Origin of the sequence: Nostoc commune NIES-4072, from assembly GCF_003113895.1 — a bacterium.
Lineage (GTDB): Bacteria > Cyanobacteriota > Cyanobacteriia > Cyanobacteriales > Nostocaceae > Nostoc > Nostoc commune.
In genome coordinates, this window is sequence record NZ_BDUD01000001.1 from 3,375,781 (window position 1) to 3,389,564 (window position 13,784).

General features: G+C 41.0%; 16 protein-coding genes and 2 pseudogenes. 12 read left to right on the plus strand and 6 right to left on the minus strand.

Features of this window, described 5'->3' with window-relative positions; translation table 11 throughout:
• Positions 1 to 140: 140 nt before the first annotated feature.
• From CDC33_RS14965 to CDC33_RS41660, 6 genes are all read left to right on the plus strand, one after another.
• Positions 141 to 338 carry a hypothetical protein gene (locus tag CDC33_RS14965; RefSeq protein ID WP_109009124.1) on the plus strand — a complete coding sequence of 66 codons (198 nt, stop codon included), beginning with the start codon at positions 141 to 143 and terminating at the stop codon, positions 336 to 338.
• Positions 339 to 476: 138 nt separating this feature from the next.
• Positions 477 to 1,106: a WD40 repeat domain-containing protein gene (locus CDC33_RS14970; RefSeq protein WP_181374018.1), complete on the plus strand. Its 630-nt coding sequence runs from the start codon at positions 477 to 479 to the stop codon at positions 1,104 to 1,106.
• An 89-nt stretch (positions 1,107 to 1,195) separates the two neighbouring features.
• Positions 1,196 to 1,483 carry an alpha/beta fold hydrolase gene (locus tag CDC33_RS14975; RefSeq protein WP_369694393.1) on the plus strand — a complete coding sequence of 96 codons (288 nt, stop codon included), beginning with the start codon at positions 1,196 to 1,198 and terminating at the stop codon, positions 1,481 to 1,483.
• Between the two features lie 363 nt (positions 1,484 to 1,846).
• Positions 1,847 to 2,842: an alpha/beta hydrolase gene (locus tag CDC33_RS14980; RefSeq protein ID WP_109009126.1), complete on the plus strand. Its 996-nt coding sequence runs from the start codon at positions 1,847 to 1,849 to the stop codon at positions 2,840 to 2,842.
• Between the two features lie 360 nt (positions 2,843 to 3,202).
• Entirely contained in the window at positions 3,203 to 3,715 is a 513-nt protein-coding gene (locus CDC33_RS40455; RefSeq protein ID WP_109009127.1) for a nuclear transport factor 2 family protein, read from the plus strand.
• A gap of 72 nt (positions 3,716 to 3,787) precedes the next feature.
• The gene (locus tag CDC33_RS41660; RefSeq protein WP_369694301.1) at positions 3,788 to 3,970 is read left to right on the plus strand and encodes an NAD-binding protein; all 183 of its coding nucleotides are present in this window, start codon (positions 3,788 to 3,790) and stop codon (positions 3,968 to 3,970) included.
• Positions 3,971 to 4,053: 83 nt separating this feature from the next.
• Here CDC33_RS41660 and CDC33_RS14995 read toward each other — a convergent pair.
• Positions 4,054 to 4,215: pseudogene (locus tag CDC33_RS14995) on the minus strand (NAD(P)H-dependent oxidoreductase subunit E); the annotation flags it as partial.
• Positions 4,216 to 5,123: 908 nt separating this feature from the next.
• On the opposite strand from CDC33_RS14995, the gene CDC33_RS41950 reads away from it, so the two are divergent.
• Positions 5,124 to 5,369: a hypothetical protein gene (locus CDC33_RS41950; protein WP_439956605.1), complete on the plus strand. Its 246-nt coding sequence runs from the start codon at positions 5,124 to 5,126 to the stop codon at positions 5,367 to 5,369.
• 42 nt (positions 5,370 to 5,411) lie between these two features.
• On the opposite strand, the gene CDC33_RS15005 is transcribed toward CDC33_RS41950, so the two are convergent.
• Positions 5,412 to 6,017, minus strand: a complete 606-nt coding sequence (locus CDC33_RS15005) for an exopolysaccharide biosynthesis protein (protein ID WP_219930035.1) — start codon at positions 6,015 to 6,017, stop codon at positions 5,412 to 5,414.
• Between the two features lie 80 nt (positions 6,018 to 6,097).
• Positions 6,098 to 6,511: a diacylglycerol kinase gene (locus CDC33_RS15010; RefSeq protein WP_219930036.1), complete on the minus strand. Its 414-nt coding sequence runs from the start codon at positions 6,509 to 6,511 to the stop codon at positions 6,098 to 6,100.
• A gap of 358 nt (positions 6,512 to 6,869) precedes the next feature.
• Here CDC33_RS15010 and CDC33_RS37815 point away from each other — a divergent pair, with 358 nt between their 5' ends.
• On the plus strand, positions 6,870 to 7,049 hold the full coding sequence (locus tag CDC33_RS37815) for a hypothetical protein (RefSeq protein ID WP_146195816.1): 180 nt from the start codon (positions 6,870 to 6,872) through the stop codon (positions 7,047 to 7,049).
• On the opposite strand, the gene CDC33_RS40460 is transcribed toward CDC33_RS37815, so the two are convergent.
• Both CDC33_RS40460 and CDC33_RS40465 read right to left on the minus strand, forming a co-directional pair.
• The gene (locus tag CDC33_RS40460; RefSeq protein ID WP_244919237.1) at positions 7,003 to 7,734 is read right to left on the minus strand and encodes an RNA-guided endonuclease InsQ/TnpB family protein; all 732 of its coding nucleotides are present in this window, start codon (positions 7,732 to 7,734) and stop codon (positions 7,003 to 7,005) included. The genes CDC33_RS37815 and CDC33_RS40460 overlap by 47 nt on opposite strands.
• Positions 7,677 to 8,321 carry an RNA-guided endonuclease InsQ/TnpB family protein gene (locus tag CDC33_RS40465; protein WP_244919238.1) on the minus strand — a complete coding sequence of 215 codons (645 nt, stop codon included), beginning with the start codon at positions 8,319 to 8,321 and terminating at the stop codon, positions 7,677 to 7,679. The genes CDC33_RS40460 and CDC33_RS40465 overlap by 58 nt, the downstream gene beginning before the upstream one ends.
• A gap of 1,140 nt (positions 8,322 to 9,461) precedes the next feature.
• Here CDC33_RS40465 and CDC33_RS15020 point away from each other — a divergent pair.
• Together CDC33_RS15020 and CDC33_RS38755 are read left to right on the plus strand one after the other, a co-directional pair.
• Positions 9,462 to 10,523 carry an HMA2 domain-containing protein gene (locus tag CDC33_RS15020; protein ID WP_109009130.1) on the plus strand — a complete coding sequence of 354 codons (1,062 nt, stop codon included), beginning with the start codon at positions 9,462 to 9,464 and terminating at the stop codon, positions 10,521 to 10,523.
• 50 nt (positions 10,524 to 10,573) lie between these two features.
• Positions 10,574 to 10,714, plus strand: coding sequence for a hypothetical protein (locus CDC33_RS38755; RefSeq protein ID WP_181374020.1), 141 nt, complete (start codon positions 10,574 to 10,576; stop codon positions 10,712 to 10,714).
• 278 nt (positions 10,715 to 10,992) lie between these two features.
• Here CDC33_RS38755 and CDC33_RS15025 read toward each other — a convergent pair whose 3' ends face one another.
• On the minus strand, positions 10,993 to 11,505 hold the full coding sequence (locus CDC33_RS15025; RefSeq protein WP_109009131.1) for a DNA topology modulation protein: 513 nt from the start codon (positions 11,503 to 11,505) through the stop codon (positions 10,993 to 10,995).
• 129 nt (positions 11,506 to 11,634) lie between these two features.
• On the opposite strand from CDC33_RS15025, the gene gatB reads away from it, so the two are divergent.
• Positions 11,635 to 13,134, plus strand: a complete 1,500-nt coding sequence (gene gatB, locus CDC33_RS15030) for an Asp-tRNA(Asn)/Glu-tRNA(Gln) amidotransferase subunit GatB (protein ID WP_109009132.1) — start codon at positions 11,635 to 11,637, stop codon at positions 13,132 to 13,134.
• Between the two features lie 450 nt (positions 13,135 to 13,584).
• Positions 13,585 to 13,656: pseudogene (locus CDC33_RS41665) on the plus strand (HNH endonuclease); the annotation flags it as partial.
• Positions 13,657 to 13,784 lie beyond the last annotated feature (128 nt).

The following is a 13,784-nucleotide window of genomic DNA, read 5'->3' on the forward strand; positions in this document are numbered from 1 at the left end:
ATAACAATACCTTCGCCAAAAAAAGAGTATGAACAGAGAGGAGTGATGTAGTAAAGATCGGCTGGAATCGTCAAAAAATGACCAAATAAAAAATACCTACCTTTGTAAGAACTTTTATTGAAAAATTAAGAGGATTGGTCATGGTAGCAATCGATACAGCACCGTTAGAAAACAGCCTGGGATTTCTAGCTTTAGGAGCTTATATGTTCCTGCTCACTTGGCACGTTTGGGACAAAATGTTAGAGCATTGGAGCTATTTAAGCCCGATTGGGCTAGTAGGGATTGTCACGACAACCCTTTTATTTCTGATGCGACGCTGGATTGCAACATCGCAATAAATAACAAAAAGCGAAAGGAAAAGCGTTCTCATCTCAAATTCCAGAAAAAATTACTCTATGGTACCGCTAGTCTCTGACACCGTTACGCAGTGGATGCAAGTCAGATTATTCTCCGACTCGCACAAGGAATGTCTTGTTATGAGATCGAAACAAATTACCTGGAAATGTTCAGCAGCATTGGCAATCAGCACCCTAACGATCTTGGTTGGTAGTAGCAGTTGTGTTAGCCTATTGTCTTCCTTCCGAAACGCTAGTGTTGCTACTACCTCTGTTGCAACCACTCAACCCTTACGTTCTATCCAAGGAAATTCAACTTGGGTTTACGCGATCGCAATCAGCCCTGATGGACGGACTTTAGCGAGTGACAGTGCTGATAGGACAGTCAAACTCTGGCAAATGCCCACTGGTAAATTGTTGCACTCCCTAATTGGACATGATGGAGTTGTGTGGTCAGTGGCTTTCAGTCCCGATGGCAAGAGATTAGCTAGTGGTAGCAATGATAACACTATCAAGTTATGGGGGTTGCCTGAAGGCAAACTCTTGGAGAATTTGATCGGGCATGAGCGAGGCGTGCGACAGGCTCTGGCAAGCAAGGGCACGAAATGGTATTACATTACTGGAGCCAGAAATCTAGAAAACCTCAGTCCCGATACCTGGACTCTGGATCAAGCACTCCTCGATCGCCCTGGCAATGTAGATATTCAATTGGCATTAAATCAGTTATCAGTTATCAGTTATCAGTTATCAGGCGTATGGTGGGGGATTTAGACCCGCCACCAACGCATTCCACCTCTTTGTGGGGGACTTAAACCCAGGGATAAATAGATCACTGATAACTGTTTACTGTTCACTGTTCACTGTTAAAATACGACTACCAGTCCAATGTGCGGTTATATCCACAATGGCAAGCTTACTTGCGCCAACATCAACCACCGACGCTAATTGTATGGGGCAAAAATGACCAGGGCTTTTTAGTCGAGGGAGCTTATGCCTACAAACGCGATTTAAAAAACTTAGAGTTTCATTTGTTTGATACAGGGCACTTTGCTCTGGAAGAAGATGGAGACGCGATCGCAGACCATATTCGTCGCTTTCTCACCACTCACGTTGTAGAGAATACCAAGCTAAACACTAGTAATAAATAGTTTTGACTGGGAAACGATGTCGATAAAAAGTGATTGTGATTCCATAGCAGGCAACAGGCAACAGGCAATAGTCTTAAAAGTCGATTTGCTTCTAGGTTTTGCGATTAGCTTATGTCCTAACATCTGCTTCAAGTGCTATACAATTACTACTTATTAAGCAGCAGTGTTAAACCAATTCGCAATTCGCAATGGGCTAACGCCCCGCTCCGCTAACGCAATTCGCAATTACGTTTTGTGACGGGGATTTAGACCCCGACACAAAACGTGCTGCCTATCTTGCTGGGGACTTAAACCCCCAAAGTTCGTTAAATCAATTAACTAACATCTCAGCACGTTGTTTACAATTTATTAAAGGAGAATGTCATGGTTGCTCAAGCAAACTCCCAAGCAGCAAAAATTCTCGAAGTTGCCGACGATCCACGTCTTTCCAAAGGAACGAAGGAATTTTTGAAAGTGCTGAATTCAGGGGGTGTGGCGCTGGAGAAACTCACAGCGCTCGTTGCACGTCAAGTTCTTGTAGATGCACAGGCTTCCGTTCCAGTAGACCTTTCAGGCATTGAAGAGTCTGAAAAAACGATTACTGCTGACGGTTATTCAATTACCCTTAATATTGTACGACCTGAAGGGGTCAAAGGCACATTGCCTGTTTTCATCTTTATTCATGGTGGTGGTTGGGTGCTGGGTGATTACCCAACACACAAGCGCATGGTTCGCGATCTAGTTGTGCTTTCAGGGTTTGCAGGTGTCTTTGTTAACTATACTCGCACGCCAGATGCTCAGTACCCACAGGCAATCAATGAGATTTATGCTGCGACCAAATGGGTTGCCGAGCATGGCGAGGAGATTGGCGTGGATGGCAAGAATTTGGCAGTCGTTGGCAACAGTGTCGGCGGTAACATGACAACTGTTACTGCTTTGAAGGCGAAAGAAAAAGGAAGGCCACACATCAAACTGCAAATCCTGATGTGGCCCATTGTAGATGCGGATTTTGAAACGAATTCTTATCACGAATTTGGCGATCAGCGTTTTCTGACTGTACCAACGATGAAGTGGATGTATGACATGTACATCGCTGACCCAGAAAAGCGCAAAGACATCTATGCTTCTCCTTTACAAGCGACGGTTGAGCAACTCAAAGGCTTGCCCCCGGCGTTAATTGTGGTTGCAGAGAGCGATATCTTGCATGACGAGGGCACAGCCTATGGACGCAAGCTCGATGAAGCTGGGGTCGAGGTAACAACTGTGCAGTACAACGGTATGATTCATGACTTCGGACTACTGAATGGTTTAGCCGAGTTGCCAGAAACCCGTTCTCTATTTGTTCAAGCTGCTGCCCAATTGAAGAAATATCTGCAATAGGATGCGTAGTTTACCGCCGCAGGCATCGTTTCCCGTTATGCCAAAACCTCGCAGGTTTAAGTCTGTAAACGAGAGGATGCGGCAATATTAGAGATCGTGATGAGAACGCCTCGATCAACTTGAGGGATGCCCCTTTCGACAAGATACGGTTGGCTTAACCGAAATTTACGCCCGTTGACAAGAAGATGCCGACATCCTTGGTGGACACGGGAAGAAATCTCTATTCTTAGCTTTGGCTAAGTTTAGGTAAGTATTTTGAAGCACGTTAAAAAGTGGGAACGCTGCCAATACTACTTGGTTTGAGACGTTGGCGAAGCGTCTCGGAACGAGAATCGCGATTCTACCGCTTACATACTATAGATGAACAACCCTGAAAATTCTCGACTACCCCTGCCGCCTTTTGATAATGAATCCGCTATCCAAAAAGTCCGAATCGCAGAGGATGCTTGGAACACACGTAACCCTGAACTAGTATCACTGGCTTACACGTCGGATAGCATTTGGCGCAACCGCTCAGAATTTCTATCTGGTCGTGAGGCGATCGTTGAGTTCTTAACACGTAAATGGCTTAAAGAATTGGACTACCGTCTAATCAAAGAGCTTTGGGCTTTTCAAGACAACCGCATTGCTGTCCGATTTGCTTACGAATGGCATGATGATTCCGGTCAAACTGATGGACTTCTGAAGGCGATCGTGGATGCAGATACAGGTCGTATTCTAGGGTGTTCCTTGTTGTGTCATGAAGCAGGTGAAGTGATTTCAACGGTGCAGATGGTGATGCAAGCTCAGATGCCCTACACAATTCTGCGCGATGGTATTTTAACTCATCCCACGATGACCGAAGGGTTAAATATATTGTTTTCCAAGTTGTAAGGAGACAGCAATTGCAAACCCAAGGACTTATCAAACAAACGATATTTCACTCTTGAAAAAAGTAGATATAGCATGATTAGTAAAACATCTAAAATCAGTATTATTGGTGCAGGTAATGTAGGTGCAGACGTTGCAAACGCTTTAGTCCTACTCGGTAAATGTGTCAGGGTCGTCCTTTTTGATCGAACCTTATCAAAAGCTGAGGGGCAAGATGCACAGTTAACTCGTAAAATAGCGCATGGCTCACGACCTTAAATCTGGAGCATCTATCATAATTTCTATGCGTTCAATGCAAGCCAGAATTTCAATTAATCGAGCGTAGTGATAGAAAATTTTCTATCTAAATAAGCGAAAAGTTCTTGGGCTTTATGCAAGACTTCTATCAGTGCATCCTGCTGATATTGATGGCGCTTCATGGTTGCATCAAGTATTTTGAAGCGTTTATCATCGCTGGGATGCTCTTTTAGGGGACTTTTTTTATTGACTGTGTGAGAGTCCATACTGGTATTTTAAATATTTTTAGTATTTACGTGGTGTAAGTGTGCGATCGCAAGGTACGTGTTATGTTAATACGTTGGTTTGCAAAAATTAACCTTCACCGAATCTGAGGCTGTTATTGCTCCTAAGTTCTATAACTATCGTTATAGCTCAACAAGTTGAGGAAGTTGTGAGGATTTTACCAACCCGATTTTAGTTTTTAAAGGTAAATTATTATGAACTAATTATCAGCGTTTATATTAGGTTATACTATCTCTAACCCTGATAAATACGTTAACTCTGGGTTGTGCTTCAGCTATTTCAAAGCTAGATACAGAATGCTTTTTAAATTTTCGGACAGGTCTATTATTTCCCAGATTGAGCATTACCATCACCAATGACCTATCAACTGCCTAGCCAACATCGTAGTAAGGTTTAACAGTGAACAGTGAACAGTAAACAGTTATCAGTGATCTATTTATCCCTGGGTTTAAGTCCCCCACCTCCAGGTGGAATGCGTTGGTGGCGGGTCTAAATCCCCCACCATACGCCTGATAACTGATAACTGATAACTGATAACTGATTTAATTGGCTACTGCCACCAACCTAAGAAGCTAGCGATCGCCATTGAGCCCAACTTGCTTCCTGCGCCTAATCTTAACCCGAGCTGACGTTAATTATTGTTTCTGTAAAAATATAGAGTCCTCACAAAATCTTTATATTTAAAGATTATTTTATTGAAAGACTCAATTATGCTCTAGAGATTATGCAATACCTTTACTATCTGACCAATGCTAGTCCATTCGTGAGAGGTTAAGGTCAGATACCAAAAACTAGCGATCGCTTCTGTTTTCCCATTCCGCCTAATTACCCCGACTTGCAAGCGGCTCCTTTGTTATGCGCTGGATTGATTGGCTATCGGGCATTTAGGATGGTAAAGGATGCCAAAAATATTGGTTTTTACGGCTTTGGTTCTGCTGCCCATATTTTGGTTCAAGTCGCTAGTTATCAAAATCGCCAAGTATTCGCTTTTACTCGTCCTGCCGATACCGAAGGTCAAGAATTTGCAATTAATATTTACTTATTTCCTGCATGTCTCCCTCCTTCGCTGTCGCATTGGTCGGGAGACTGTCGTCAACTCGCTGGCAATTCATCTCAACGCCTAAGAGTCCGATAGGCGTCAGGCAACATGGCTGTTCTTGCTAAAAATTGTGTTCTTTTACAGGATTAACAATAGAAGTGCTGGAGTGATGCCAGCAACTATACTACTAATTGCAATTATTAGCCCGTCTTTTTCAATCAAGCCAAGACAGATCAAAACGATGATGATTGCTGGAAGCATATTACCAAAAGGAATTGGCAAGGCAATGATCAAGCCAAGTGATAACAAAATCACGCCAACACATCGTTCAGCTTCCGGGCTGGTAAACAACGACCATCGAGGTTCAAAAAAACATTCCAGCTTTTCTAGAAAGGGTATGACCCCAGAAATAATTTGCTGAGAGTATTCTTGTTTGAAGGGCTGATCTAGTACCCAGTCGGGCAGCCAGGGCTTCTGGAATCCGAGTACTAACTGACCTGAAACCAGCATTAAAGGCATGGCAACGAGGGCAGAAATTCCCGCAATTGGCAGAGGTAGGGCTTCAGGCAAAGCGCAGATCAGCAGTGTTGAAGCAAACGCCCGATTCTCCATCTCGTTAAACAAATCCCGTAGGCGTACCTCATCACCTTGATGCTTTTCCAGAAATCGTTGCAACACTTCAGACATTCGCAGAGCGTTGTCAGAAGTTTCAGGGTTTTGAACCAAGAGTATTTGTGTATTCAATTTATCTCACCACGATACAAACTTTGGTTTTGATTGTAACAATCTCAGATACAGGGTTATTTCATTCCAAAGATTGAACTTTAATTATTTGAGGGTGAAATATATAATAACGACCAGAGATGACTACCCTGGAGGATTAAAGTTACTGCCCATATTAAAATACTGATACCAACAGCCGCAGCAGAAATATCTTTAATTATACGAATCCGCTCATCTTGCCGTTCTTGCAAAAAATCACATAAACCTTCAATTGCGCTATTAAACAATTCAGCTATCAACATTAATCCTGTTGCTAAAACAATCAAAGTCAGATCAATCCACTGTCGAAGAAGAAAAGAAATACCTAAGACTAACATAGATAAAATTAGTTTGTAGGCAACACTAAACTCAGTGGCTACAGCTATCTGGAGACCTGATAAGATTACTTTCAGCTTTCGGATAGGATGAAAACCAGATGTACGAAACTTGTTAGACATAATTGATAGATTGATCATCCTTTTTCTTTTTTAATGACTAATAAATTTTAGTTCTCTATCAAAATAGTTTCATCAGGTATGGTTGTAAAATACTGCTCAAAGCTTGATGCGATCTATCTTCTCCATTGATTTTGCATTCCAATTATATAGAGGTGGCGTGTTTGATAAATTTAGTAACATTTCACTTCAACACCTTCTCAAATCGCTACAGCTGCAAAAACTAACAACAGTAATCGCTCAAATCCCCTTCAAACTACATCACTCACAAGTTGAGGTTATCCTCTCACACTGCCATAGACTTTTTTATTAAGTTATATGATTACGCTTACGACTGAGTAAGAAAGTGAAGAAATGTTGCTGGCACAAAGAAAGGGAAGTGCCTCTAGCAGAATACAACACTCAACGTCGCAGATTAGCAATGGCTTTAGCACCCCGTCAACAAAAATATCGCCTTCATCGTTATCCAGTTACCACAATACAAGCTTTGGTCGAGCAACATACGGAACTTCTTACTGTGCTTGAGTCTCAAGCCCTGAAATACCAATTAGATAGCTAAGGAGTGTATCTGATGACCGGGGTTTGATTGAGATGTTGAGTGAACTACCTACATCGCCCTGACGGGTCGATGTAGGCTTCTGGCACATTTTTAATGTTTCCAGAACTTCCTTCGAGGTACTATTAGTAGTAGATTCAGTTACTACCAGATTCCCTCTAGGGCGTTTTATTGTTGGGAACAGTCCCAGCCCAACACGCTTTATGTTGATCGAGGCATTAATGTCTCGATCAACAATCAGCAATTCTTTTTCATCCCAATACTCACGGATATTGCAATCAGTGAATATAAATTCATCACGATATGCGAGTAGTTGAGATGTATACGCAGGTTTTGCCGCTATTGTCCTAGCCCCAGCTTTTCCAGCTATGTATTCTAGGACTTTGAAAAAGTTACCGAAAGCAGCATCATTCCAGGATTTATTCAACCCAGACTTAGCTGATTGACCATTGGGGAGATAACTGCCATCCTCATCCTGTTTTGCCTTATTGCGTTTTGATAAAGCTTTGAGATTAAGGTCTTCATGTACAAAAACCTTTTTACCAGTTCTGACAAGAGCATGGGCAGTTTTAAAAGCGTGGTCTTTTCTTGCTCTAGCTATACGCTGATGTTCTCTTGCTTCACGCTTTGCTAGTTTACGTCTTGCTCTACTACCCTTCTTTTTAGTAGCTTTGGATCTTCTAGACAAAGAGTTAAATACCACCCATCAGACTTTAAAGTTAGCAGCGCATTTTTAAGAGCAAATCCTTTAGGCAATGGTCGGTGCAAACGCACTTTTACCCGACCTTTGAGTTTAGAGAAAGATACAAATAACCAGTTTTTCTCTACACGCTCTATAGTTATAGCTTGCCCTTCTATCTTCATGGTGCGGTAACGAGCAACGTTTTTGAATCGTGGTTTGCCACTACGATTACCGTTACCATCGCCCTTAATAAAACGCCCAAAAGCCAAGTCTACCCGTTTGCAAACATCTTGCAATGTTTGGGAGGGTATGCGAGAAAAATCTAGTAACTCACCAGAATGAACAACTTTCGTCAAATCTTCTTTGATAAAAGGCAATTGCTTTTTCTGAGAGTAAAAATTAGGATTATCCCTTAACTGAGGTAATGGACAGATTAACGGACAAGCGTTAATACTATTACGGTTATTTTCCCACCAATCAAATCTATCTCCTAGTTGCTTGTTGTACCAGTATCGGCAGACTCGCAACCAATAATTGAGTTCTAGTTTTTGATTGGTATTTGGGTAGGCTCGATACTGGTAATTAAGCAACATAATTAAGCTACAACAACTGCAATAAAACGAGTAGGACGGTTAAGTTTGTAGTCTACTGTGCGCTCATCAATATATTCACCAAAACAGTGCTGAGTGCCGAGTAACGAGTGCTGAGTAAAAAGTAAAATTAATTGCACTCAGCATATAGGGTCTGAATCCTTACAATTTATTTATGAAAAAAATAAAAATATTTTTTTTGAGACACGTAGTGCAAGAAAAAATACGTCCTTGTTTTCAATCCCCTAGTTTTAACTATGGGGTTATACTCAGCACTCAGCACTCAGTACTCAGCACTACTGAAGATGATTTACATAGCCTTTAACGTAATCACCAACACGGGCATCGAACTCTACAGTGTCTCCAGGTTTTAAGTCTAGAGATTGGATTGTTTTGCCGACAGTGAACCAGATACCAGATATGGTCTGTAACTTGCTTGCCAGTATCTACAAGACACACATCTTTAAACAGTATTGTTGGTTCTGGGTATCCGTTATAGTTGGTCTTTTTACTGAACCGTTCAACGGTAGAATGGGTCATATTTTGTTGCTAGTTGTGGTGGCGTAACTATCTCAACCTTGAAGCAATATATTCAAGCTCAAGATAAACCTGAAAATGGCGACTCCGACGCGGGAGTACCCGCTAACGCTTCGCTATCATCGACCCACAACCAAGTCAATCCTGCGGATTGAATTGGTTGTGGGTCAATTCGTCATCGCCCAAAAATTCATCCCACACTGCCTTCGGTCAGATGTGGGATGAATTTTTGATTAAGCTAAAGATTTACTTTATAAATGGTCTCTAAGTGATCTATATTTTTAATTTTTGTTTCTGAGGTTGTAAACAATTTTTCTCCCTCTACAATATTTTTGATTTTTTTAATTATCTCACTTTTTCGACTAGAATTTTCTAAGCATTTCTACTTAGATATATCCTAGAATAACTCTGTAGTTCTTTATGCTACTTTTGAAGTGTAGGATATGGGATATATTTATCTATCTTTAAGAGGAGTACAGAAGCTTTTCAGGGAGTGAAACTTTAAATATAAAGTTTAAGAATTTTGAATAAAGCACATAGTCATAAAATAATTTTTGTATTATTTTATACACTATTTAATTTAAGTATAGAAAAGCGCTTGTAATTATGACAACTCAATTACAAAAAATTAATTATCAAATTGTTCATGCAGTTGCTGGACGGATTCGCATTAATGTTCCTCGTCTTAAAGAAGATGCTAACTACGCCAATAAGTTACAGCAAGCTATAATGTCTCTCAACGAAGTGACAGATGTACGTGTTAATTCTGTTAACGCTTCAATAATTGTTAAGTATAATTCCAATGGTAGTGAGAATAAAACCATACATAGAAAACTCGGAAGCTGTATTCAGAAAGCTGATAGTATAAAAGCAGAAGTGTCATTTTCCTCTGAGTCTCTTGAATCCGTAGTAGAAGAAAGCGAGAAACATAACCTCCTCAAAGCAGCTCCTCCTAGTATTGAGCAACCTAAAAATGGTATTTCTAAAGTAATAAGTAAGTCTTTGGGAATCCAGATGCCCGAAGAATCGTTAGCAGAAATTGATCAATTTCCCTTTAATGTTGATCTAGCAAGGAAAGTATTTGAGATTGGGATTCCTGCACCATACATACTACAACCCCTAAATGCTCAACTCGACAAGTTTGAAGCAGAAAACGAGAAAAACACAGATTTGCAGCAGATCAAAGTTAATCTTGAAGCCTTTTTTCAAGAGGGAGGATTTTTAATTAAAGGTAAAGCCAATGGTCAATTCAGAGAAACTTTAATTATGAATCCTATCACTAATAAAAAATATTATAGCCCGTGGATTTCAATTACTGCTGTCGGTTTAGCAGAACTTGAGGTAAAGATAGTAGATGAAACAATCAATGTTAGTCTCTCTAAACTAAGCGCCTCTGGTGCTTCTGGTAAGTGGTATAAAAAATTAGTTAAATATGCTTTTGAGTATATTTTAAAAAGTCAAGTAATAGATATCATTAACGATGCTTTATCTAAAATTAATGGTGTAAAAATTCAGCAACTTTTCTTTAATTTAAAAGGAGATGAAAAGTTACGTAAATCAACTCAAGAGCTAGGTTTAACTGCTGAAAAAATAGATGAGTTATTGGAATTAGTTGAGGTAAACGCCAGAGTATCTTCTGATCATTTATGGCTATATGTTCAGCTTTAAGTTGTAGGTAGCAAAGTTTCCTGAGCAAAGATCCAGCGATTAAAGGAGCGATGAGCTTTCGCCGCACCGATGAATTAATTGTGCAATCACTCCAGTCCAGTCAGTTTGCCCGGATTTCTCACCTGACTTTTCACGGGAAGTCCTCAAGCCTCGAAAAAGCGTGGCTTTTTCCACAGCCTAATTATCAATAGCTCTGAGTTAATGAAAATAGCTAACGGAAAAATCAGGGTTTAGGAAACCGCTAAAATAAGCTTTTCCACATGCCGTGAAAAGTCAGAGCAGCATCTGGGGTTGAATGCGTCCTGTGCTTCCCAAAGCATCGGTAAGCGCAGCAGCGATCGCAGGTTGTTGAATATTTTCTACTGGATCGTCGGGTAAAATGAAGTCGGCTGGAAGTGCTTCCCAAGTAACAGTTGATTATTTTTGGATGGGTTAACTTGTAGAACCATAAAAATCAATTATGTAAATCTTAATAGTGGGAAACTTTTTGTAAAAAATTTCTGACTTCTGTTGGTTTGCAAAGAATAATAACTTGCTGGTTTGGTGTTAATTGACTAAGCTTTTTGATAATTTCAGGACGACGATTAATTGGGTATGACCATACATATTTGATAAATTCCCAGTTCAATCTTTCAGGACACTCTGATCCCATATCAGGTCTGGATTGTCCAGCATACATGAAGCGACGTTTAATGATTCGTGCCAAACACAAAATCCGGGGAAAATCCAAAAAAATGACCGTATCTGCAACCGATAAACGAACGTCAAGAGTACCGCCATAGTTACCATCCATAATCCAAGATTCTCGTAGGGTTAGGTCTTGGACTATGCTTTGCCATTCAGCTTTTGGAGTCTCAACCCAGCCAGGATTCCAATACCAAGCATCCAAGTGAATCACTTCTAAGCCTAAGATGGTTCCCAGTTCGCGGGCTAAGGTAGATTTACCAGCACCCCCAGAACCAATAATTAAGATTTTCTTCACCTTGTGTTTGCATCTTCCTTTTCAAGCTCATAAGGGTAAGCATTGCTCACCCAAATAACCGTCTTCAGGGCAACTCAATACGCCGCTACAATAGTACCCTAAGAAGGATTATGCCCAAATATTGATACTATGACCACTGCTACAACCGTAAAAACTGAGTATGAAGCGATTATTGGTCTAGAAACCCATTGTCAGCTGAGTACAAATACCAAGATTTTCTCTAATAGCTCTACAGCATTTGGTGCTGACCCAAATACTAACATTGACCCGGTTTGTATGGGTTTACCCGGAGTCTTACCTGTACTCAATGAAAAAGTATTAGAATACGCCGTCAAGACTGGTTTGGCGCTGAATTGTCAAATCGCTAGATATAGTAAATTTGACCGGAAACAGTATTTTTATCCTGACTTACCCAAAAATTACCAAATTTCTCAATATGACCTACCGATCGCAGAACATGGTTGGTTAGAAATTGAGTTGGTAGATGCTGAAGGGAATCCTATTCGTAAACGCATTGGCATCACACGTCTGCACATGGAAGAAGATGCTGGAAAATTGGTACACGCAGGTAGCGTTGGCGAAGCCTCTCGGAACGAGACTCGCCTTTCTGGTTCTTCCTATTCTTTGGTAGATTATAATCGTGCAGGTGTACCGTTAGTAGAAATTGTCTCGGAACCTGATTTGCGTTCTGGATTAGAAGCTGCTGAATATGCTGAAGAGTTGCGCCGGATTGTCCGGTATCTCGGCGTGAGTGACGGTAATATGCAAGAAGGATCTCTACGCTGCGATGTCAACATTTCTGTGCGTCCAGTGGGACGAAAGGAATTTGGCACTAAAGTAGAAATTAAAAACATGAACTCGTTCAGCGCCATCCAACGGGCGATTGACTACGAAATTGAACGTCAAATCGCCGCCATCGAAGCAGGCGCGAGCATCATTCAAGAAACTCGGTTGTGGGAAGAAGGCGCTCAACGCACAAGTAGTATGCGGGTGAAGGAAGGTTCTAGCGATTACCGTTACTTCCCCGAACCAGATTTAGCACCAATTGAGGTGACAGATGAACAATTAGAGCAATGGCGTAGCGAACTACCAGAATTACCAGCCCACAAACGCCATCATTATGAAAGTGAGTTGGGGCTTTCGGCTTACGATACGCGAGTGCTGACAGAAGATCGTTCCATAGCGGAATATTTTGAAACTGCGATCGCATCTGGAGCAAATCCCAAAGCTGCTGCAAACTGGATTACTCAAGATATCACCGCCCATCTCAATAAGCAAAAACTCAGTATTACTCAAATCGCCCTAACTCCCACAAATCTAGCTGATATCATCACTCGGATTGAAACGGGCAAAATTAGCAATGCTCAAGCTAAAGAAAAGTTGCCAGATTTGCTCACTGGTATTTCTCCTGAAAAAGCCTTTGCAGGTCAAGAGTTAATCACCGATCCTAGTGTATTACAACCCATCGTTGATGAAGTTATAGCTGCCAATCCCAAAGAAGTAGAAAAGTATCGCAACGGTAACACCAACCTCAAAGGCTTCTTTGTCGGACAAGTTCTGAAAAAGACAGGTAAACGTGCCGATCCTAAGCTGACTAACGAATTGGTAGAGAAAAAACTGAACGCCTAGTAGGGGATCAGGGGCAGGGGAGACAAGGGGACAAGGGGACTTAAATCAGAACTTGCAACAAGTGTTTCCCCTTGTCCCCAATTCTCAAGAGTCCCCAAGTCCTCTTTCCCATGCCCAATGCCCAATTCCCAATGCCCAAGTACGTAATTTCCCGGTGATTCTTCACGAATTCTTCATATAAAAACTGGTGACAGCCCCCATACCTAAAATGGTATGCTGTGGTAAGTAGATGCACCCTGATGATCTGGAGAGCTGCCTAAGTAGCTCTCTTTTTTATTTGAGTTCTGTGGTATTTACGTAAAAACTTTATCAAATTTTTAGAAATAATTTGAATAGATAAGTATTAACCCTTACGGCATGAGTGATATGGTGTAATAAAAAGATGCACCGTAATGATCTGGAGAGCTACTTGGGTCGCTCTCCTTTTTTGCTTTTGTCTTTCGTCATAAGAAAGGTAAAAACAATTATGCTAATTGCCAACTAGTGCATTATTATTGCCATCAGCAAATAAACTCACAATAAAAGGGAGTGGGGAATGGGGAGTAGGGAGTAAAGGAAGCAGGGGAAGTAGGGGGAAACGAATAACTCTTAACTTCTAACTCAGCACTTTTCAAAAGCACAAATTGACCTATCCAATTTGATAGTTGTAA

Excerpts from the sequence above, each read along its gene's own strand:
- CDC33_RS14965 (WP_109009124.1), top strand. The coding sequence starts at position 141 with ATGGTAGCAATCGATACAGCACCGTTAGAAAACAGCCTGGGATTTCTA.
- CDC33_RS15020 (WP_109009130.1), top strand. The coding sequence starts at position 9,462 with ATGACAACTCAATTACAAAAAATTAATTATCAAATTGTTCATGCAGTT.
- CDC33_RS14970 (WP_181374018.1), top strand. The coding sequence starts at position 477 with ATGAGATCGAAACAAATTACCTGGAAATGTTCAGCAGCATTGGCAATC.
- CDC33_RS40465 (WP_244919238.1), bottom strand. The coding sequence starts at position 8,321 with ATGTTGCTTAATTACCAGTATCGAGCCTACCCAAATACCAATCAAAAA.
- CDC33_RS41950 (WP_439956605.1), top strand. The coding sequence starts at position 5,124 with ATGGTAAAGGATGCCAAAAATATTGGTTTTTACGGCTTTGGTTCTGCT.
- CDC33_RS38755 (WP_181374020.1), top strand. The coding sequence starts at position 10,574 with ATGAGCTTTCGCCGCACCGATGAATTAATTGTGCAATCACTCCAGTCC.
- CDC33_RS40455 (WP_109009127.1), top strand. The coding sequence starts at position 3,203 with ATGAACAACCCTGAAAATTCTCGACTACCCCTGCCGCCTTTTGATAAT.
- CDC33_RS14980 (WP_109009126.1), top strand. The coding sequence starts at position 1,847 with ATGGTTGCTCAAGCAAACTCCCAAGCAGCAAAAATTCTCGAAGTTGCC.
- gatB (WP_109009132.1), top strand. The coding sequence starts at position 11,635 with ATGACCACTGCTACAACCGTAAAAACTGAGTATGAAGCGATTATTGGT.
- CDC33_RS41660 (WP_369694301.1), top strand. The coding sequence starts at position 3,788 with ATGATTAGTAAAACATCTAAAATCAGTATTATTGGTGCAGGTAATGTA.
- CDC33_RS15010 (WP_219930036.1), bottom strand. The coding sequence starts at position 6,511 with ATGATCAATCTATCAATTATGTCTAACAAGTTTCGTACATCTGGTTTT.